Source organism: Selenomonas sp. oral taxon 136, assembly GCF_001554015.1.
Lineage (GTDB): Bacteria > Bacillota > Negativicutes > Selenomonadales > Selenomonadaceae > Centipeda > Centipeda felix.
This window is the reverse complement of record NZ_CP014239.1, coordinates 2,338,519-2,358,462: the sequence shown is the minus strand read 5'-3', so window position 1 is coordinate 2,358,462 and position 19,944 is coordinate 2,338,519. Positions and strand designations below refer to the sequence as shown.

Below are 19,944 nucleotides of genomic sequence, written 5' to 3'. Positions count from 1 at the left end.
CGCGTATGTGAGAATCCGAGGAGGGTACTATGCAGAGTTTCGAGATCGACCTGGGCGGACGTAAACTGACGGTCGAACATGGAAAAATGGCGAAGCAGGCAAACGGTGCTGTTTTAGTTCGATATGGTGATACTGTTGTATTAGTAACAGCCACAGCATCAAAAGCACCAAGGGAAGGCGTGGATTTCTTCCCATTAACCGTAGACTACGAAGAAAAGATGTATGCCGCAGGAAAGATTCCCGGTGGCTTTATCAAGCGGGAAGGACGTCCCAGCAGCGATGCTGTCCTTTGTGCGCGTTTGATTGACCGTCCCATCCGTCCGCTGTTTCCGGATGGATTTCGCAATGACGTACAGATTGTAGCCACGGTTCTTTCCGTGGAACAGGACAATCCTCCTGAAATCGCAGCGATGTTCGGCGCCTCTTGTGCCCTGACGGTGTCTGACATCCCCTTTATGGGTCCGATTGCCGGAGTGCGCGTTGGTTATATCAATGGTGAATTTGTCATCAATCCGACAGAGGAGCAGCGCGCTGACTCTGACTTGAACTTAACCGTCGCGGGGTCATACGATGCTGTCATAATGGTGGAAGCCGGAGCAAATGAGCTGCCGGAAGAAATTGTTTTGGATGCTATCCTTTTTGGACATGCAGAGATTCAGCGACTAGTCGAGTTCCAACAGAACATACAACAGGCCTGTGGGAAAGAGAAACAGATTCCTTCTGTATTCAAAGTATCCGAAGAACTCGAAGAAAAAGTGCGCTCCTATGCAGAAGCTCGTCTCGACACTGCAACGCGAAACAGCGATAAACTTTCCCGTGATGCAGATATTTCTGCCATCAAGGAAGAGACCATAGCCCATTTCGCTGAGGAATACCCGGATGCTGTGAAGGAAATTGCCCAGATCCTGTACCATATCGAGAAGGGAATCGTGCGCCATATGATTACGCACGAGAAGATACGTCCGGATGGGCGTGCCTTGGATGAAGTTCGTCCGGTCAGCTGTGAAGTTGGCATTCTGCCGCGTGTCCATGGCTCAGGCCTTTTCACCAGAGGTCAGACGCAAGTGCTCACGGTAACGACATTGGGGGCTATTGGCGATGAGCAGATCATCGACGGACTTGGCCCTGAGACAACCAAACACTACCTGCATCATTATAATTTCCCTGGCTACAGTGTTGGAGAAGCACGCCCCATGCGAAGTCCCGGACGCCGTGAGATCGGTCATGGAGCGTTGGCGGAACGCGCTCTTTTTCCGATGATTCCATCGATTGAGGATTTCCCCTATACCATACGGCTGGTCTCAGAAATATTGGAATCCAATGGCTCCAGTTCGATGGGCAGCGTGTGTGGAAGCACACTCTCCCTTATGTGTGCCGGTGTCCCCATTAAGCGTCCAGTCTCCGGTGTGGCGATGGGCTTGGTGCGCGATGGTGATGACTATTCCATCTTGACGGACATACAGGGGATGGAAGATGCTCTTGGAGATATGGACTTTAAGGTGGCTGGCACATCGAAGGGGATTACAGCCATTCAAATGGATATTAAGATCGCCGGGATCACGAGAGATATTCTTGCCTCAGCGCTTGAACAGGCAAAGAAGGGAAGAGCCTTTATTCTCTCCAAAATGCTTGAGTGTATCGATAAGCCGGCAGAAGAACTTTCGCCTTATGCACCGCGCGTAGAAACAATTACCATCGATATTGAGAAAATACGTGATGTCATTGGTACCGGCGGTAAGGTCGTACGCAAAATCATCGATGAGACCGGGGTGGATATCGACATCCATGAAGATGGGAATATCTTTATTACCTCTCCCAACACAGAGGCCATGAATCTCGCACGCAAGATGATTGAGGATATCGTTCGTGAAGTACAGGTGGGAGAGGTTTACACCGGGCGCGTGACGCGTTTCTTGAAGTTTGGTGCATTTGTCGAACTCCTCCCTGGAAAGGAAGGCCTCTGTCATATTTCTCAGCTTGCCAAGCACCGCGTTGAAAACATTGAGGACGTTGTTCATATCGGCGATCAACTTGAAGTCAAGGTCGTCGAAATCGATGAAAAAGGGCGTATCAACGTCAGTCACAAGGCACTGCTCTAATGCTTCAAGTTTACACCGGAAACGGTAAGGGGAAGACGACCGCTGCGATTGGATTGGCAATTCGTTCTTTGGGGGCTGGGCATCGTGTGTACATGATGCAGTTTATGAAAAGCCTGGCATACGCAGAGCAGCATATTCTAAAGGACTTAGCGAATATGACGCTGGAGACGACGGGAAAGCCATTCTTTATTGCTGAGGAAGGGATGGTGGACGAAAAGACGAGGCTGGCTTTTGGAGATGATCTCGTCGTTTTTCCCCACGGAAAACCACCACACGACTATCTTAATCTGATGTTTGCTGGCATGGCGCATGTCACCGAACTCCTGCGCAAACAGGTATTTGATCTCGTCATTCTGGATGAGATCAATGTGGCACTCTCGTTTGGACTGATTCAGCGAGAGCAAATGGAAGCACTGTTGGATATTGTTTCTGTGGAGACAGAGGTCGTCTGCACGGGGCGAAATGCTCCCTCATGGCTTCAGGATCGGGCAGATCTGATCACCAATATGGAAGAGGTGCGGCACTACTACCGACATGGTGTTGACGCGCGTAAGGGAATTGAAAACTAGAGGAGATGAATGTAATGACATCCATGATTCGTGATATTAAATTGGCACCGTCCGGTCATGCAAAAATTGACTGGGTAAAGCGTTTTATGCCTGTCATGGCGGCTGCGGATAAAGAGTATTCCGTGACGAAGCCGTTTGCAGGGATTAAGATGGTTATCACGCTGCACTTAGAGGCAAAGACGGCATACATGGCCACGATCTTCAAGCATGCCGGTGCAGACGTTGCCGTGACGGGGAGCAACCCTCTATCCACGCAGGATGACGTTGCTGCAGCGCTGGTTGAGGAAGGCATCCACGTATTTGCATGGCATGGCTGTACCGATGAGGAGTATGCCGAATTCCTGAACAAGGCACTCGATATACACCCGGATATTGTCATCGACGACGGCGGTGATTTGGTTGATATGCTTCATACCACACGGCGCGAACTGCTTCCGTCGCTGATTGGCGGATCAGAGGAAACCACGACGGGCGTTCATCGTCTTCATGCATTGGCGCGACAGGGAAAACTTGAGTTCCCGATGATTGCTGCCAATGATGCATATTGCAAATACTTGTTTGATAACCGTTATGGAACGGGGCAGTCCACTTGGGATGGTATCATGCGTACGACAAACTTGGTCATTGCTGGAAAGACTGTGGTCATTGCAGGCTACGGATGGTGCGGCAAGGGCGGTGCAATGCGTGCACGCGGACTGGGTGCAGACGTTATCATTACAGAAGTCGATCCAATCAAAGCAATTGAAGCCGTATTCGATGGATTCAGAGTCATGCCGATGGATGAGGCGGCAAAGGTTGGCGATATTTTCTTAACACTGACAGGAAATAAAGACATCCTTAGAAAGCATCACTTTGATGTGATGAAGGATGGCGCAATGATGGCAAATTCAGGTCATTTTGACGTTGAAATCAACATCCCGGAACTGACCGAAGCCTCTGTATCGAATGCCGTTGTTCGCGAAAATATCCGCGAATTTGTTCAGAAGGATGGTCGACGCCTCTACCTCTTGGCAGAAGGACGCCTGGTCAACCTTGCAGCAGGGGATGGACACCCGGCGGAAATCATGGATCTTTCCTTCGGCGTTCAGTTCTTCTCAGCCCTCCATTTGATTCGTCATGGACGGGAGATGGAAAAAGGTGTTCATCTCATGCCGGAGGAGATCAACGTGGAGATTGCAAACATCAAATTGAAATCGCTTGGTATCGCAATCGATGAACTCAGTGCAGACCAGAAGAGCTATCTTGGCCTGGCATAAGGAGATATACGTTGAATACGCTGATTCAAAATGTAACAGCACTTCTCCCGGATGGAACAACAAATGTTGTCAATATTGCCGTCGCCAATGATGAAATCTTTTCTGTCGGTGATGTTCCTGATGACTTCAGCGCTCAGAAAGTGATCGATGGAACGAAACACTTTGCTGTTCCGGGATTTGTCAATGCCCATACACATGCTTCGATGACACTGCTGCGCAGTTACGCAGATGATATGAAGCTGATGGACTGGCTGCAGAAGATGATCTGGCCAATAGAGGCAAAGCTTTGCTCAGATGATATATACTGGGGGGCGATGCTCGCTGCTGTCGAGATGATTCGCAGTGGCACAACGACGTTTGCCGATATGTATGGTCCAGATATGGAGCGTGTTGCCGAAGTCGTTGAGGTTTCCGGTCTGCGTGGGGTACTATCCAGAGGCCTCATTGGCCTTGTTCCCGATGCTGAGCAAAAACTCGATGAAAACGCGCGTCTCTACGAAAATTTTCACGGCACAGCAGATGGACGCATCACGGTCATGTTTGGTCCTCATGCGCTTTATACATGTCCGCCGGACTATCTAAAAAAAGTCGCTGAAAAAGCACAGTCTCTCGGTGCTGAGGTTCACATCCACATGTCAGAGACCATCGGAGAAGTTGAAGATTGCATGAAGAAATACGGGAAACGCCCGTTTGCCCATGTGGCTTCTACCGGTCTCTTTGAAAATGGAACACTGGCAGCACATTGTGTGCATTTGGATGATGAGGACATTGATATCATCAAAAAGTATCACATTCGTGTGGCACACAACCCGGGCAGCAATATGAAGCTGGCGAGTGGAACGGCACCTGTTCCACGGCTTCTGGCAGAGGGTGTCTGCGTTGCACTCGGCACAGATGGCGCATCCAGCAACAATAATCTGGATATGCTCGATGAGATCCAGCTGGCAGCGCTCCTTCATAAGGTAAATACATTAGATCCATTGGCTGTCCCGGCATTGACCGCCATAAAAATGGGGACGGAATATGGTGCTCAAGCACTCTCCCTTCCTCGCGTTGGAAAGCTTCAAAAGGGGGATAAGGCAGATATCGTGCTCTTCTCGATGCACGGTGCAGAGTGGACGCCATGTTATCATCCGGCTTCCCTTCTTGCCTATTCGGCAAAGTCCTCATCGATTGACACAGTGATGGTCAATGGCTCACTTCTGATGGAAAAGGGCGCTCTGACAACACTCGATGAAGAGCGTATTCTCTATGAGGCGCAAAGGGTTGCAGATCGCCTGACAAAATAGTATACTGTTTCCCAGATCAATGGGGTATGCATTATGCCTCCGTTCTGTCAAGAACGGAGGCATAATATGATATGGGGGGATTCTTTTTGAAAAAGAAAAGTTCTGGTCGGCGACCGTCTAAATCTGTTTCTACAAAACGTGGAAATACGACGACCAATGGATCAGGACGGAAATACGAACTCATCGGTCTTATCCTGCTTTCCTTCGCACTGATCTCCGGCATAGGGCTGCTCGGTCTTAACGTGGGGTTCGTTGGATTCTTTTTTGCTGATATATTTCGTTATCTATTTGGCTGGGGGGCATTCTTTGCCATCCTTATCGTTCTGCTGATCAGTACACAATATATCACGCATCATCGCGGCGTACAGTACACCAAAAAGTTCTTCGGTGTGATCAGTTTATTCATCTCCCTTTTGGCAATATGGCATCATTTTGTCATTCCTGTGGGTGAAGAAATCCTTCCGCAAAACCTTTCGGAAGGTGGTGGACTTCTTGGCGGTGGGGTTTTGTTTGTGTTGCGCGCTCTCTTCGGCGTAGACGGTGCGGTCATTCTATTGGGTACATTCGTCGTCGGCTCGATACTCCTATCGACGACATGGTCGTTGGCATCCGGCTACATGAAAACGCGTGAACAGGCAAAGAAAAGTGCTCAGGCGGCGGGGGCTGCCCTTCATACGACACGTGAGACAATTGAAACAGTCGCAGAAAAATTTGAGCAGCGGACAACACAGATGGTCCATCAGATGACCGACACGATGCCGTACAATCAGGAAAAAGACCCACTCTTTGTAGAGCAGCACAGTCAGATGGAGGATCCGAAATATCATCCAGATGACACCGAAGAAAAGATACAGGACAGCGTATCAGCGGATCTGGAAATACATACTCCTATCGCCGAGGAGGAATCTGTTCCTGTCGCTCCTCCCATAGAAAGCATGGTGGCAGAGAAGGAGATAAGTTCCGACGCCTATTTGACAACGCTGAAACAAGAAAACGAGAACACACCCATTCAATTCTCCATACAAAAAAGCGAAGAACATTTACCGGCGGAAATTTCATCTGCGCCGCCGCACGAGCAGGCCATTGATGCGCTAAGAATCGTACCAAATGAAATCGAAGAAACAGACAATACGATATCCGACGCAGTGGAACAGGATGCGTCAGACGAGGAGGAACGACAGGACGATACTGAACCAGCTACAGTAATGTGTTCTGCGCAGATTGGCTCTCCGGACACTAAGACAGAAGGGCAAGCAGCTTATATACTTCCTAAAGTCACACATATACTTTCTAAGCATGTGAAGAAAGAGAATGAGTCACTTGACCAAGAAATCGAAGAAAACGCACATACACTCCAACAGACGCTGGAGAGCTTTCATGTGAATGCAAAGGTAATTAGTGCATGTCATGGTCCTGCCGTAACGCGTTATGATTTGGAACCTGCTCCCGGTGTGAAGGTGAGTAAAATCACAAATTTGGCTGAAGATATTGCTTTACAGCTAGCCACAACATCGGTTCGTATCGAACCGGTGCCGGGAAAAGCTGCCATTGGTATTGAGATCCCCAACCGTATCTTGGAAAGCGTACAGCTGCGTGATGTTTTGGAGAATCCTGCCTTCCAAGAGGCGCAGTCAAAGCTGACCGTTGGTCTTGGCATGGATATCAGCGGGCAGGCGATCTTTGCAGATATTGGGAAAATGCCTCATCTATTGGTCGCCGGGGCTACTGGTTCAGGTAAATCGGTATGCATCAATACGCTGATTTCCAGTATTCTGTTCAAAGCTGCTCCGGATGAAGTTAAGTTCATCCTCATCGATCCGAAAATGGTCGAGCTTTCTAATTACAATGGAATCCCACACCTCATGGTTCCCGTTGTGACGGATCCTAAGAAGGCGTCGTCCGTACTGAACTGGGCCGTGCAGGAGATGGAGAAGCGATACGCTGTCTTTGCATCACACAGTGTGCGTGACATCAAGTCGTTCAATCGTCGTTATGTCGAAGAAAAGATGCCGCTCATCGTCATCGTGATTGATGAGTTGGCGGATCTTATGATGGTATCCCCACGCGATGTGGAAGATTCCATTTGCAGAATCCTACAGAAAGCGCGTGCCGCTGGAATTCACATGATTCTAGCGACACAGCGGCCGTCCGTCAATGTCATTACGGGCATCATCAAGGCGAATCTTCCTTCTCGCATCTCGTTTGCGGTCTCCTCACAGGTCGACTCTCGTACGATTTTGGACCGCGGTGGCGCAGAAACCTTGCTTGGTAAGGGGGATATGCTCTTTTCTCCACAGGGAGCCCCGAAACCGATTCGTGTGCAGGGTGCGTTCATCAGTGACGAAGAAGTTGAAATGCTTCTGGACTACATCCGCGCACAAGGACAAGAGGTCAGTGAAAACGAAGAGCTTATTGACTTTATTGAGAATGACTCCAAAGAAGATGATTCTTCCGAAGAGGATGAATTCCTCGTCAAGCAGGACAAACTTCTTCCAGATGCCGTAGAGCTAGTCATGTCCACGGGGCAGGCATCATCGTCCAGTATACAGAGGAGATTTCGTGTTGGATACTCCAGAGCGGCACGACTGGTGGATACGATGGAGGAACTGCGTATCATTGGCCCGAGCGGGGGAGGAAATAAACCGAGAGAAATCCTCATGTCACAGGAACAGGCCATGGAATTGGTTAAAAGTCTGATGTAATATATTTTTCCGATGAAATGTGCTATACTTACAAACGAATTGATGCTGGGAGGGCGATTGAATTGAAATATATGACGGGAAAAGAACTGCGGGAAGCATATCTTAATTTTTTTGCAGAGAAGAAGGGACATCTTCGTTTGCCAAGCTATTCTCTTGTCCCGGAGAATGACCCGACGCTGCTTTTGATCGGTGCTGGCATGGCACCCCTCAAGCCCTTTTTTACCGGTAAGGTAAAGCCGCCGCGCCATCGCATCGTTACCTGTCAGCGCTGTGTGCGTACAGGAGATATCGAAAACGTCGGACGTACAGCGCGGCATCAGACATTTTTTGAGATGCTTGGAAACTTCTCCTTTGGAGACTATTTCAAGAAAGAAGCGATTCCTTGGGCATGGGAGTTTCTGACCGAAGTCATCGAACTGCCCAAAGAGAAGCTTTGGGTAACCATCTATCCGAACGATGATGAAGCACGACAGATTTGGCTGGAGCAGCCTGGTCTTTCCCCGGATCACATTGTCCCGCTGGAAGATAATTTCTGGGAGATCGGTCCGGGGCCATGCGGTCCTGATTCTGAGATATACATTGATCTCGGAGTGGAACGTGGCTGTGGCAGTCCGACCTGCAGTGTAGGGTGCGATTGTGATCGATTCCTCGAAATCTGGAATCTCGTCTTTACGCAATATGATCGCACCGAGGATGGTGAGTATAACCTCCTTGCCCATAAAAACATCGATACGGGCTGCGGGCTTGAGCGTCTTGCTTCTGTCATACAAAATAAAAAGACAAATTTCGAGACAGATTTGCTCTATCCTATTATCGAGTATGCTGCCAAGGTATCTCAGACGGAGTATGGTGCTGATCCACAAAAAGATATATCTCTCAAGGTCATCGCCGATCATGCGCGTTCTGTTGTCATTATGATCATGGACGGCATTCTGCCATCCAATGAGGGGAGAGGATACGTGCTGCGCCGTACGATACGGCGTGCGATCCGTCATGGACGGATGTTGGGCATCACAAAGCCATTCCTGGATGGAGCGGTTGATGCTGTCATCGAAATCTTTGGTGATGTAAAAGACTTTAGCGAACTCGTATCGAAAGAGGAATACATTAAGCGTGTCATACGAATTGAAGAGGAACGGTTTGCTGCGACACTCGTCCAGGGCATTGATCTCCTGAATGAAGAGATTGACACGCTGAAATCGAATGCCCAGCAGACACTTCCCGGAGAGGTCGGATTCAAGCTCTATGATACCTACGGATTTCCCCGTGAACTTACTGAGGAAATTCTTCATGAGAATGGACTCAAGTTGGATGATGCTGGATTTGCGCAGGAGATGGAAAAGCAGCGCAACCGGGCGAGAAGTGCGCGGGCTGAGAACCAGGCTGTGGCTGTTCCGGATCTTTCCGGATTGGATACGTCAGCCCTGACCGAAAACGCAGAGGCACGCGAGGCCAACGTTGTCGCCATTTGGCGCGATGGGGCTCTGGTCGACATGCTGCATGATGGAGAAAGCGCCGGAATCATCCTGAGCACCACGCCGTTCCACGCGGAGGGCGGCGGACAGGTAGGTGATGCGGGGATTCTCTTCAGTGATGTCGGACGAATTGTAATCCGTAATACGAAAAGACTTCCTGATGGGACAGTTTATCACCTGGCGTATGTTGAGGAAGGCCAGATTCAGCGCGGAGAGACAGTTCAAATTCAGCTGGATGAGGTGCATAAGCTATCATCCGCACGTAATCATACAGCAACACATCTTCTTCAGGCAGCACTTCAGAGAATTGTCGGAGATCATGTGCATCAGGCAGGGTCTTTGGTGACACCTGAGCGACTTCGCTTCGATTTTACGAATTTTGAACCTTTGACACAGCAGCAGGTGCAGGATATCGAGGATTTGGTCAACGAAGAAATTCTTAGCTCAATCGATCTCGATATTTCGACGATGCCAATTGCAGTGGCGAAAGAACGCGGTGCAATGGCTCTCTTTGGAGAGAAGTACGGTGATATTGTCCGTGTGGTTGAGGTTCCGAATTTCAGCATCGAGCTGTGTGGCGGTTCTCACGTATCCAACACAGGACAGATCGGCCTTTTTAAGATCATTGGCGAATCTGGTGTTGCTGCAGGTGTACGTCGTATCGAAGCAATTACCGGCCGTGCAGCATATCAGTATGTGTCAGAAACGGATGCGCTGATCCGTACACTTTCTCAGCGGTTGAAAGTAAAGGCGGGAGACCTGCCAACGCAAGTCGATAAACTGATCGACGAGAAGAAGAATATGCAGGAGCAGTTACGTGCTTTCGCAGACTCCCGCGATCAAGCAGACGCACAAAAACTGCTGTCAGATGTCCAGGAAATTGGAAAATTCCACGTCATTGTTGGAAAAGTAAATGTGGATTCCATGGATGAGCTTCGCAATATTGCAGATCTTACCTGCGAAAAGCTCAGTGCGGGCATTGTCGTTCTTGGTATGGTAGCCAACGATAAGGTGAATCTTGTCGTTAAGGCGGACCAAGATGCTGTAGACTATGGTGCCCATGCGGGCAATATTATTAAGGCGGCTGCTAAAGCCGTTGGCGGCGGCGGTGGTGGACGTCCCGACATGGCACAGGCGGGTGGAAAAATGCCGCAGAACTTGCCACAGGCCTTTGACGATGCAGTTCTTGTCATACGTCAGCAGGCAGGGAAATAATACAATCATGATGATCGGGCTGTCACGTGCTGACAGCCCTTTTTTTAGAAGGCAGAGACATGGAACAGGATATAACACAAAAAATTAAGGGCAAAAGCATTCGTTATCTTATTGTATTTATCTGCATGATTCTTTTGGTTTCCGTCATATTGATTTATGCAAAAGGTACGAGCAGCGGTTTTCATGTTTCTCAAGCGTATATTTCCTGCGAGAAAAAATACCTGCAGTCTTCGGATCGCATGAGTGTACAGGAACTCCATGTCAGCACCGGAGATCATGTAAAACAAGGAGACCTCCTCATAACAGTACAAAAGACTTTTTCTGACGAGGACATCCAACGCTTACAGCAGAGTGTGACACTCGCTCAAAACAATGTCGACCAGCTTCGCGCTGGTGCAGCAATTTCTGATCAGCCAGAGCTTTCACCGATTTCCAACGAAGCTGTTAATGCTGCACGCAGTAAAGTTGAACGTATGTCTGCGTTATATGAGATGGGGGCAGTCAGTGCAGCAAAAAAAGAGGAAGCGATTCGGGAGTACGAGGAAATGCAGTCTTCTGTGCAAGAAAATAGGGGGACTTCAGCGATAGCGTTCAACTCTGCTGCCATAAAAGGAGCGGAAGATCAATTAAACCAAGCAGAAGCACTGTTAAAAAAAGCAGAAGAACCATCTTCTTCCATCGATATCTATGCAAAATGGGATGGCGTCGTTTCTCAATTGTATGTTCAGAATGGAGATGTCCTTGAAGCGGACAGCAACATTATGGAAATAGAATGCACGGATCATATACGAATCGAAGCAGAAGTTCCCCCCAATACGGCAAAACAAATCTATCTCGGGCAAATCGTTACCTATTCAATCGATGGAATAAAGAGGGAAGGTACGGTAGAAGATATTACCCCCGCAGATGATCCAGGAGAGGAAGATGTCCCTGTCTTAATTTCCGTCTCTATGCCGAACACGGATTGGTCTGATCTTCATCAGACAGATCAAATCGAATTATACTTTTCTTTGTAGGGAATGTATGTTTTGTTCATTCTTTTCGTGAGCATGAATCTATGCTATACTGTTGCTGAACATACTATGAAAGGAAACGACAAATGATAGATCAAAGACGAAAGGATCCTTCCACTGATCAGTTGTTTCGTGCGGTTCTCTCTCTGCAGACCGTTGATGAATGCTACCAATTTTTTGAAGATCTTTGCACCATTGGCGAACTTCGTGCCATGGCACAAAGACTTGATGTTGCCCGTATGTTATACGGGGGGAATACCTATGATGAGGTTGTTGCCCATACAGGTGCAAGCACGGCAACAATCAGTCGTGTGAAGCGTTGCCTAAATTACGGTGCAGATGGATACGCACTCGTTCTGAAGAATGGATGTCTTTCGGTGAATGCGAACGGAGGAGATACAGATGAATGCTAAAAACGCTATCCTAGAAACCCCATATGGGACAAGAGATCTTCTTCCTGCTGATGTCATTGAAATGCGTTACCTCGATCAAATCCTATCGCAGATCTTTTCCTCATGGGGATATGACGAGATAGCTACGCCGACAATCGAGCATTTGGAAACTCTTGTTTCGCGCATTCAGGAAGAGAATGACCTCTTTATTCTTTCTGGCAATAAAAATAAACTTCTTGCCTTGCGCAATGAAATGACGACGCCGATTGCACGTTTGGTCAGCAGTCGATTAAAAGATCTTCCTGCACCGCTTAAATTATCGTATATCGGCAACGTATTTCGCATTGAGCAGACGCAGGAAGGGCGTCAATGCGAGTTCCATCAAGCAGGTGTAGAGCTGATGGGATGCAATACTGCAGCAGCAGATGCAGAGATCATTGCGCTTGCCATCGAGGCTGTTCTGGCATGTGGAATCAAGGAGTTTCAGATTCATATTGGGCAGGTGAACTTCCTCAAAGGAATGATGACGGCCTTTGGGATCGATGATGCGCATTGTGAAGCATTAAAGAATGCGATGGAATCTCACGATATTGTGCAAACGAATCAGCTCATTGACACACTCGCTATCTCTTCTGCCTCTAAAGAGCTCCTAAAGAGTATTCCTCTTTTGAATGGAAAGGAGGATGTCATTGAACATATTTACAACCTCCCATTGAACCAAGAAAGTCAATATGCAACGAATAATTTGGTGGAAATATACTCGATCCTGAAAGACTATCACTTGGCAGACTACGTGCATTTTGATTTTGGCGTAATTCGCGATTTTCACTATTATACGGGCATGGTCTTTGAAGGCTATTCCCCGGGACTTGGCTTTCCTTTGTGCGGGGGAGGCCGCTATGATGATCTGTTGGAGAAATATGGAGCTCCAATGCCTGCGACCGGATTCGCCCTTGGGATGGAACGTGTTATACTGGCACGAAAGCGACAGGACGTCAATGCACAAATGGCACAGAAGGATGTATATATCGGATATGGGGAAGGACAGATCCAGTCGGCGATCACACGTGCAAAAGCCCTTCGAAATGATGGCAATGTCGTAGAGCTAGCTGTCGTTCCGCAGACAAAGAATGAAGCGGCATCCTCAGGAAAACAAAAGGGATACGTTGCTTTTGAGTATTTCGCATGATACAGCGTATGCGGCAGTTTCTATATGCTGTATTCGGACGTTTGGATGCAGAGGGAAACACATTCGTTCGTTGCTACTTATCCAAAGAAGAGCAGAAGCTGTTTTATGCCATGCACGAAGCGGATCAATTTCATGCATGGCGTGTCGCACGTAGTGCGCAAAAAAAATATCTGCAATATGACGTCGTCCATTCTGATGCGTATATCTTGTTGACGCGATGTGCTCTATTGCATGATATCGGGCGCGAAAAGGGGATGGCTGATGTATGGGGGAAGGTACTGTCCGTCCTTGTGTATCGGTTCCTTCCGCATCTTGTTGAGTACTTTATCCGGGAAACGAACGGACATCGTGGAAGAATTGGTACAGTGCTGTATATCTGTCGATACCATCCCATCCTTGGGGCAAATAAATTGCGGAAAATAGGAGCGATAAAAGAGGCGGAAATCATCGCACAGCATCAAAAAAAACCAGCACCGGAGGATTCACTGGTGCTGGCTATTCTGAAGGAAGCTGATGGAGAGAACTGAGCTTATGCTATCAGTTCATTTGGTCGTAACGAGGAAAAAATGGACGTAGGGAGATGCGCCGTGGAGAATCATGCCATTAATATCCACGCATTTTATCTACGACATTGAGCATTCCAATCCGCTGCGGAAAGATTTGCAAATTGTTGCGGAAAATTTTGAGAGAGCGATCCAGATACATGGGGGAGATTGATGAGTGGTGTGGAGTGATGTAAAGATTTTCCACATCCCATAGCGGTGAATCCTCCGGCAGTGGTTCCTCTGCAAATACGTCTAAGGAAGCCCCACGAATCCGCTTCGAGGACAAGGCATCAACAAGGTCGTCTTCATTGACCACATCACCTCTGGATACGTTGATAAAGAATACGGTCTCCTTCATCATATTGAATGCTCTGCTGTCAAAGAGCTGATGTGTCTGTGGAGTCAGAGGAAGTGCAACGATCACATAATCTGCCTTGGACAACGCCTCTCCCAGATGCTCCGTGTCGAATAGTTCATCTACAAACGGCTCGGTCGTTTTCTTTCGCTTGACGGCAACGACATGCATTCCAACATTCTTTAGGTGCTTTGCCACCTCTCGACCAATGCTTCCCAGGCCAACGACAGCAGCAGTCTTCCCATAGAGCTCATCAGGGGCTGTGAGCCTCTTCCACTGGTGTGCTTTTTGATTCTCCCACGCTTCGATGAGACAGCGGCTGAACAAGAGCATCGTCCCGAGGATGTGTTCAGCCATGGGAATACCGTGAATCCCGCGTGAGTTGGTCAATAAAATATCGGAACGTCGGAAGTTCTCGTTGGCAAGAAGACGCTCTACACCAGCACTGTACGTATGGATCCACTTTAAATTGGGCATTTGTGGAAGAAATGCATCCATATCCATCTGCGCATCATATCCCAAGAGGACGTCGATTTGTCCAAAATGAACAGCAGCTTCTTTGGGTCGCAGACAGTTAATATGGCAGTCGCCGCTTTTACGGATGAGATCCTTTTGCGAATCACTTAATTGGATAAATGATAATATCTGAAGCGTCATCTGCATCTCCTTCTCATAAAATGAATCCTTTGCATAGGGATTATTCTAGATTCCCCGGAAAAATCCTTTTTTAAGCATTGACCATCGTGCATTTACGTGCTAGTATGTGCTCATATTAGTTCTTTAACGGACTAAAGGATTGGAGCTGTTTTCTATGGAAAATTACATGAATGATTATTTGACGATAGCTTTGCCAAAAGGGAAATTGTTTACCATCTCTAAGAACCTTCTTCATCGTGTTGGACTTTCAGCAGATCACCTGAGTGAAAAATCTCGTAAACTTGTCATTGAAAATAAAGACCTAAAGGTACGATTCATCATTGCAAAAACATCGGATGTTCCTACCTATGTCGAATATGGTGCTGCGGATATCGGAATCATAGGGAAGGATGTTTTGCTGGAATCCCAAAAAGATGTGTATGAAATTTTGGATCTTGGCTTTGGAAAATGTCATTTGATGATGGCTGTTCCCCAAAAGGAAAAGCGTCGACGCCTGCTAGATTACTCCTATACAAGAGTCGCAACCAAATATCCTCATATTGCAGAAAGTTTTTTTGCAAGGCAGGGGATGCAGATGGAGTACATCAAGTTAAACGGCTCCATTGAACTCGGTCCCATTGTTGGACTGTCCGAGAGCATCGTAGATATTGTTGAAACGGGAACGACGCTGGCAGAAAACGATTTGGAAGAGATCGCACACATCTTGGATGTGAGTGCACGCCTGATTGTCAACCGCGTGAGCTTCAAACTGAAATTTCATCGAATCAATGAGATTGTCAATAACCTGAGACCGATTATAGAGAGTGGGGAAATCCTATGAAGATCATTTCTGTTGCTGATGTCGGCATAAAGGAGGCTGAATTACAGCTCACGAAAAAAGCTTTTGACGAAATTGAGCTGGGGGCGTCCATGCGGGCGAAGAATCAAGAGATTTTCGGCGAAGACCTGACGGCAAGCGAATTGGTTCATCACATTGTTCGAGATGTACGTAGCGGGGGAGATCAAGCACTTCTTCGTTATACTAAATTACTGGATGGTCTTGACCTAAACAGCAAGGACATTATGGTATCTGAATCAGAGTTACAGGCGGCAGCGGATCAGGTGGATGCAGCCGTTCTTGCTGCACTGAAGCGGGCAGCAAAGAATATCTTCGCCTTTCACGAAGAACAAAAGCCGAAATCATGGATGACCTATCGCGCCCATGGCTCGATCATGGGGCAGGAAGTGATTCCACTCTCGCGTGTTGGTATTTATGTTCCGGGAGGGACGGCGGCGTATCCGTCATCTGTGCTCATGAATGCCATACCTGCCATTGTCGCTGGCGTTGACGACATTATCATGTCAGTTCCAACCAAAGGAGGCGTCCTCAATCCATATGTATTGGCCGCCGCACACATGCTTGGCATCAAGAAAATATTCAGAGTTGGCGGAGCACAAGCCATTGCCGCTATGGCATACGGAACAGAAAGTATCCCTCGTGTCGATAAAATCACAGGGCCTGGGAATCTTTTTGTCACCTTGGCGAAGAAAGAAGTATATGGGCATGTAGATATCGATATGCTCGCGGGTCCCAGTGAAATTCTGATTCTAGCGGATGCGGAGGCTTCTCCAAAATATATTGCGGCAGATATGCTCAGCCAGGCCGAACATGACCCTCTGGCATCCAGCATCTTAATCACCGATAGTGTGGACTTGGCATCAAACGTTCGCTGTGAAATACAAGATCAGCTGCAGAGTCTGCCGCGAAGGGAAACGGCTTCTGCCTCACTGGAACGTAACGGACGCATCATCGTGACGGAAAATATTCAGCAATCCGTTCATCTTGCGAACTATTCTGGACCTGAACATATTGAACTTCTCGTGAAGGATGCCTTTCACTTACTTCCAGAGATCCGATGTGCAGGCGCCGTCTTTGTGGGCTCATATTCTCCGGAGCCATTGGGGGATTATTTCGCAGGACCGAATCATGTTCTTCCGACAGGCGGAACAGCACGGTTTTATTCCGTCCTCAATGTAGAAACCTTTATGAAGCGAACCAGCATCATATCTTATACGAGAAAAGCGCTTGATGAAGTGAGTGATGACATCATCCGCCTGGCAGAAACGGAGGGGCTGGAAGCCCATGCAAGAGCCATTCGGACAAGGAGAGACAATATATGTTGAACTACCGAAACGGATTGGATCGTATGCCATCCTATGACACGACAGAACAGGATTGGAAGATCAAAGTAAATGCCAATGAATCAAACCTTGGACTTCCTCCATTGGTCGAGGAACGTGTGCTGTCCCGATTATCACGCGTTGCATTCCAACGCTATCCGAATCTGGAATATGATATGTTATGTGAACAGATTGGATGTGCCTACGGATGGGGGAAAGAAAACGTTATCCTAGGAAATGGATCCAGCGAGATCATCGAAAAGATATTCCATGCCTTTGGTGGTGATGCCACGCATAAGATCGTTTACCCTGCTCCTTCCTTTTCTATGTATAAAATCTATGCAGCTGCATCCGGGGCGCAGGATGTTGTTGTCCCGCTGCAAGAGGATTATTCTCTTGATGCAGATGCATTCATTCAGGCCGTAAATCAAAACAATGCATCTCTTGCCGTTCTTTGTAATCCAAACAACCCCACCGGCAATGTCCTGTCGATTGAAACCATAGATTATATTGCCGGGCGAATTCGCTGCGCTTTTCTCCTTGATGAAGCATACACAGAATTCTGTGATCAGAGTGCCGTTTTGCTTCTAAAAAAATATGACCACTTGATGATTGCACGTACCTTCTCCAAGGCCTATTCCTTGGCTTCGTGCCGTGTCGGCTATATGTTAGCACATCGTGATATCATTGACATGGCTGCGAAAACATATATGCCGTATCATATCAATACGTTATCCTTGACCACGGCAGACACCGTCTTTCAAATGCGCGCTGAATTTGAACCGCAGATCCAAATGATCTGCGGAGAACGTGACCGTATGCAGGAAAAATACAAACATCTGCGCGGTGTAACGGTATATCCGTCATATACTAATTTTATCCTGATTCATTATGCAGGAGCATGCGCGCTAAATGATGAATTGATCCATCAGGGAATTGGCGTGCGTAGTTTTCACAATGCACCTCGGCTGGAGGATACGCTGCGCATTTCCATGGGAAGCCCCAATGAAAATGACGCCGTTTTTCGCGCAATAAAAGATTATGTGGAGGCACGTACATGAGTACACGACACGCAGAGATTCACCGGATAACAGCGGAGACCGATGTCCTTGTATCCATGGAGCTCGACGGAAGCGGAACGTCTCATATTGATACGGGGATTGGATTTTTTGATCACATGCTCACGCTGTTTGCCGCACATGCTCGTGTCGATTTGAGCGTTACGTGTCATGGGGATATCGAGGTCGATGGACATCATACGGTGGAGGATATTGGCATCAGCATAGGCGATGCATTTCGGACAGCCATTGGGGAAAAGCGTGGTATTTCCAGATATGGTACCTTCTTCCTGCCAATGGATGAAACGTTGGCAATGGTCTCCTTGGACATCAGCGGACGTCCGTTTTTGTGTTATGACCCGGGAATTGAGCCAATGACACCGATGATCGGAACCTATGACACAGAACTCACCGAGGAGTTTTTGCGTGCTTTTTCCACCCATGCAGGAATCACGCTTCATGTGAAAATTTTATACGGAAAAAATTCACATCATCGTATAGAAGCCGTGTTCAAAGCATTTGCACATGCACTGCGTATTGCCATAGAGAAGGACGCACGAGCAGGTGACGAGATTCCTTCCACCAAGGGGCTTCTGTAAGGAGAGCACATGATTACCGTAATAGATTATGGGGCAGGTAATTTATTTAGTGTCGAAAAAGCATTTTCGGCAATCGGAGCAGAGGTATGTGTAAGCGAAAGATCAGTGGATCTTACATCTGCAGATAAAATTGTCCTGCCAGGCGTGGGTGCATTTGGAGACTGCATGACCAGACTCAATGCGTCGGGACTGGTTCCTTTGCTAAAAGAGCGTATTGCCGAAGGGGTACCGCTCCTTGGAATATGTGTTGGGCTTCAGATCCTATTTGAGGGCAGTGAGGAATCACCGGATGTGCAGGGGCTGGGACTTCTGCGCGGACATGTGAAAAAAATCTCTGCAAAAAATAAGAAAATACCGCACATGGGTTGGAATGCCGTGCATATTGCAGAGAATTATAAGGGAAGTGGACTGCTCAAGAACATCCCGGATGCCTCTTATGTTTATTTTGTACACAGCTACCATGCGGTTCCTTCCGATCCTTCGATGATTTCATCGACATGTTGCTATGGAGAGGAGATCACCGCATCGATTGCTTCCAAGCACATCATGGCAACGCAGTTTCATCCGGAAAAATCCGGGAAAATCGGGCTGGCGATGATAAGAAATTTTGCAAACTGTTGATAGGAAGGATTTTTATGCTGATTCTCCCTGCTATTGATTTACGCGGCGGGAACTGTGTCCGCCTTATTAAAGGAGATTTCAAACAAGAAACTATCTACAGTGAACATCCCGAAGAAACTGCTCTTCGCTGGGAAGGAGAAGATGCAGAATTTCTTCACGTGGTTGACTTGGATGGAGCTCTTGCTGGAGAGCCGCAGAATATGGACGCGATAAAACGTATTCTTCAGGCGGTGACAATACCCATTGAGGTCGGAGGCGGCATACGGTCAATGGAATCGATTGATCGTCTCCTTTCCATCGGTGTTTCGCGTGTTATCTTGGGCTCTGTTGCCGTGCACAAAGAGGAACTGGTACAGGAGGCATGCAGCACATACGGAAATCGTATCGTCGTTGGCATTGATGCGAAGAAGGGAATTGTCGCAACGGATGGATGGGAAAAATCCGGCGGCATATCGGCAGTAGAGCTTGCGAAAAAACTCGGCGCATTTGGCCTGGAGACGATCATCTATACTGATATATCACGTGATGGGACACTTTCCGGTGTGAACGTCACAGAAGCGGCACATTTGGCTCGCGCCTCCGGGATCAAGGTGATTGCCTCGGGCGGAGTGAAATCCATCAGCGATATTGAGGAACTCAAGAAAAGGGAATGTGATGGCATCATCGGGGTGATTGTCGGAAAATCCATTTATGAAGGAACACTATCTCTCATCGAAGCAATCTCAGCATCGCGTTGACATGTACGTGTAT

Annotated in this window: 17 protein-coding genes; 16 read left to right on the top strand and 1 reads right to left on the bottom strand. The window is 47.8% G+C overall.

Annotated elements, in window-relative coordinates; genetic code table 11:
* The first annotated feature begins 29 nt into the window (after positions 1 to 29).
* The 10 genes from AXE86_RS11310 (at position 30) to AXE86_RS11265 (ending at position 13,726) form a co-directional block, all read left to right on the top strand.
* Positions 30 to 2,099 carry a polyribonucleotide nucleotidyltransferase gene (locus AXE86_RS11310; RefSeq protein WP_061946840.1) on the top strand — a complete coding sequence of 690 codons (2,070 nt, stop codon included), beginning with the start codon at positions 30 to 32 and terminating at the stop codon, positions 2,097 to 2,099.
* On the top strand, positions 2,099 to 2,668 hold the full coding sequence (locus AXE86_RS11305) for a cob(I)yrinic acid a,c-diamide adenosyltransferase (protein ID WP_061946839.1): 570 nt from the start codon (positions 2,099 to 2,101) through the stop codon (positions 2,666 to 2,668). The genes AXE86_RS11310 and AXE86_RS11305 overlap by 1 nt, the downstream gene beginning before the upstream one ends.
* A gap of 14 nt (positions 2,669 to 2,682) precedes the next feature.
* Entirely contained in the window at positions 2,683 to 3,924 is a 1,242-nt protein-coding gene (locus tag AXE86_RS11300; protein ID WP_039980784.1) for an adenosylhomocysteinase, read from the top strand.
* An 11-nt stretch (positions 3,925 to 3,935) separates the two neighbouring features.
* Positions 3,936 to 5,213, top strand: a complete 1,278-nt coding sequence (locus tag AXE86_RS11295; protein WP_061946838.1) for an amidohydrolase — start codon at positions 3,936 to 3,938, stop codon at positions 5,211 to 5,213.
* 71 nt (positions 5,214 to 5,284) lie between these two features.
* On the top strand, positions 5,285 to 7,915 hold the full coding sequence (locus tag AXE86_RS11290; RefSeq protein ID WP_061946837.1) for an FtsK/SpoIIIE family DNA translocase: 2,631 nt from the start codon (positions 5,285 to 5,287) through the stop codon (positions 7,913 to 7,915).
* A gap of 71 nt (positions 7,916 to 7,986) precedes the next feature.
* Positions 7,987 to 10,605, top strand: a complete 2,619-nt coding sequence (gene alaS / locus AXE86_RS11285) for an alanine--tRNA ligase (RefSeq protein WP_232294954.1) — start codon at positions 7,987 to 7,989, stop codon at positions 10,603 to 10,605.
* Positions 10,606 to 10,664: 59 nt separating this feature from the next.
* A complete protein-coding gene (locus AXE86_RS11280) occupies positions 10,665 to 11,621 on the top strand; it encodes an HlyD family secretion protein (protein ID WP_232294884.1) in 957 nt (318 codons plus the stop codon).
* A gap of 83 nt (positions 11,622 to 11,704) precedes the next feature.
* Positions 11,705 to 12,031, top strand: coding sequence for a YerC/YecD family TrpR-related protein (locus AXE86_RS11275; RefSeq protein WP_061946835.1), 327 nt, complete (start codon positions 11,705 to 11,707; stop codon positions 12,029 to 12,031).
* The gene (gene hisZ / locus AXE86_RS11270) at positions 12,000 to 13,199 is read left to right on the top strand and encodes an ATP phosphoribosyltransferase regulatory subunit (protein ID WP_061946834.1); all 1,200 of its coding nucleotides are present in this window, start codon (positions 12,000 to 12,002) and stop codon (positions 13,197 to 13,199) included. Before AXE86_RS11275 ends, hisZ begins: the two co-directional genes overlap by 32 nt.
* On the top strand, positions 13,196 to 13,726 hold the full coding sequence (locus tag AXE86_RS11265) for a hypothetical protein (protein ID WP_061946833.1): 531 nt from the start codon (positions 13,196 to 13,198) through the stop codon (positions 13,724 to 13,726). The genes hisZ and AXE86_RS11265 overlap by 4 nt, the downstream gene beginning before the upstream one ends.
* 76 nt (positions 13,727 to 13,802) lie before the next feature.
* On the opposite strand, the gene AXE86_RS11260 is transcribed toward AXE86_RS11265, so the two are convergent.
* Positions 13,803 to 14,756 (bottom strand): D-2-hydroxyacid dehydrogenase, encoded by a 954-nt coding sequence (locus AXE86_RS11260; protein ID WP_061946832.1) that lies wholly within the window; start codon positions 14,754 to 14,756, stop codon positions 13,803 to 13,805.
* A gap of 154 nt (positions 14,757 to 14,910) precedes the next feature.
* On the opposite strand from AXE86_RS11260, the gene hisG reads away from it, so the two are divergent.
* The 6 genes from hisG to hisA are packed head-to-tail and all read left to right on the top strand — an operon-like array spanning position 14,911 to position 19,931.
* Entirely contained in the window at positions 14,911 to 15,576 is a 666-nt protein-coding gene (gene hisG, locus AXE86_RS11255) for an ATP phosphoribosyltransferase (protein ID WP_006689464.1), read from the top strand.
* Complete coding sequence (gene hisD, locus AXE86_RS11250) at positions 15,573 to 16,919, top strand: histidinol dehydrogenase (RefSeq protein ID WP_061946831.1); 1,347 nt, start codon at positions 15,573 to 15,575, stop codon at positions 16,917 to 16,919. Before hisG ends, hisD begins: the two co-directional genes overlap by 4 nt.
* On the top strand, positions 16,913 to 17,977 hold the full coding sequence (gene hisC / locus AXE86_RS11245) for a histidinol-phosphate transaminase (RefSeq protein ID WP_061946830.1): 1,065 nt from the start codon (positions 16,913 to 16,915) through the stop codon (positions 17,975 to 17,977). The genes hisD and hisC overlap by 7 nt, the downstream gene beginning before the upstream one ends.
* Complete coding sequence (hisB, locus tag AXE86_RS11240; RefSeq protein ID WP_061946829.1) at positions 17,974 to 18,573, top strand: imidazoleglycerol-phosphate dehydratase HisB; 600 nt, start codon at positions 17,974 to 17,976, stop codon at positions 18,571 to 18,573. The genes hisC and hisB overlap by 4 nt, the downstream gene beginning before the upstream one ends.
* Before the next feature lie 9 nt (positions 18,574 to 18,582).
* Complete coding sequence (hisH, locus tag AXE86_RS11235; protein ID WP_006689468.1) at positions 18,583 to 19,194, top strand: imidazole glycerol phosphate synthase subunit HisH; 612 nt, start codon at positions 18,583 to 18,585, stop codon at positions 19,192 to 19,194.
* A gap of 14 nt (positions 19,195 to 19,208) precedes the next feature.
* Positions 19,209 to 19,931, top strand: a complete 723-nt coding sequence (gene hisA, locus AXE86_RS11230) for a 1-(5-phosphoribosyl)-5-[(5-phosphoribosylamino)methylideneamino]imidazole-4-carboxamide isomerase (RefSeq protein ID WP_061946828.1) — start codon at positions 19,209 to 19,211, stop codon at positions 19,929 to 19,931.
* Positions 19,932 to 19,944: the final 13 nt, after the last annotated feature.

Coding starts and splice junctions, on each gene's coding strand:
- AXE86_RS11300 (WP_039980784.1), top strand. CDS start 2,683: ATGACATCCATGATTCGTGATATTAAATTGGCACCGTCCGGTCATGCA.
- hisD (WP_061946831.1), top strand. CDS start 15,573: ATGAAGATCATTTCTGTTGCTGATGTCGGCATAAAGGAGGCTGAATTA.
- hisH (WP_006689468.1), top strand. CDS start 18,583: ATGATTACCGTAATAGATTATGGGGCAGGTAATTTATTTAGTGTCGAA.
- AXE86_RS11290 (WP_061946837.1), top strand. CDS start 5,285: ATGGGGGGATTCTTTTTGAAAAAGAAAAGTTCTGGTCGGCGACCGTCT.
- hisA (WP_061946828.1), top strand. CDS start 19,209: ATGCTGATTCTCCCTGCTATTGATTTACGCGGCGGGAACTGTGTCCGC.
- hisC (WP_061946830.1), top strand. CDS start 16,913: ATGTTGAACTACCGAAACGGATTGGATCGTATGCCATCCTATGACACG.
- hisB (WP_061946829.1), top strand. CDS start 17,974: ATGAGTACACGACACGCAGAGATTCACCGGATAACAGCGGAGACCGAT.
- AXE86_RS11275 (WP_061946835.1), top strand. CDS start 11,705: ATGATAGATCAAAGACGAAAGGATCCTTCCACTGATCAGTTGTTTCGT.
- AXE86_RS11310 (WP_061946840.1), top strand. CDS start 30: ATGCAGAGTTTCGAGATCGACCTGGGCGGACGTAAACTGACGGTCGAA.
- AXE86_RS11265 (WP_061946833.1), top strand. CDS start 13,196: ATGATACAGCGTATGCGGCAGTTTCTATATGCTGTATTCGGACGTTTG.
- AXE86_RS11260 (WP_061946832.1), bottom strand. CDS start 14,756: ATGACGCTTCAGATATTATCATTTATCCAATTAAGTGATTCGCAAAAG.
- hisZ (WP_061946834.1), top strand. CDS start 12,000: ATGCGAACGGAGGAGATACAGATGAATGCTAAAAACGCTATCCTAGAA.
- AXE86_RS11280 (WP_232294884.1), top strand. CDS start 10,665: ATGGAACAGGATATAACACAAAAAATTAAGGGCAAAAGCATTCGTTAT.
- alaS (WP_232294954.1), top strand. CDS start 7,987: ATGACGGGAAAAGAACTGCGGGAAGCATATCTTAATTTTTTTGCAGAG.
- AXE86_RS11305 (WP_061946839.1), top strand. CDS start 2,099: ATGCTTCAAGTTTACACCGGAAACGGTAAGGGGAAGACGACCGCTGCG.
- hisG (WP_006689464.1), top strand. CDS start 14,911: ATGGAAAATTACATGAATGATTATTTGACGATAGCTTTGCCAAAAGGG.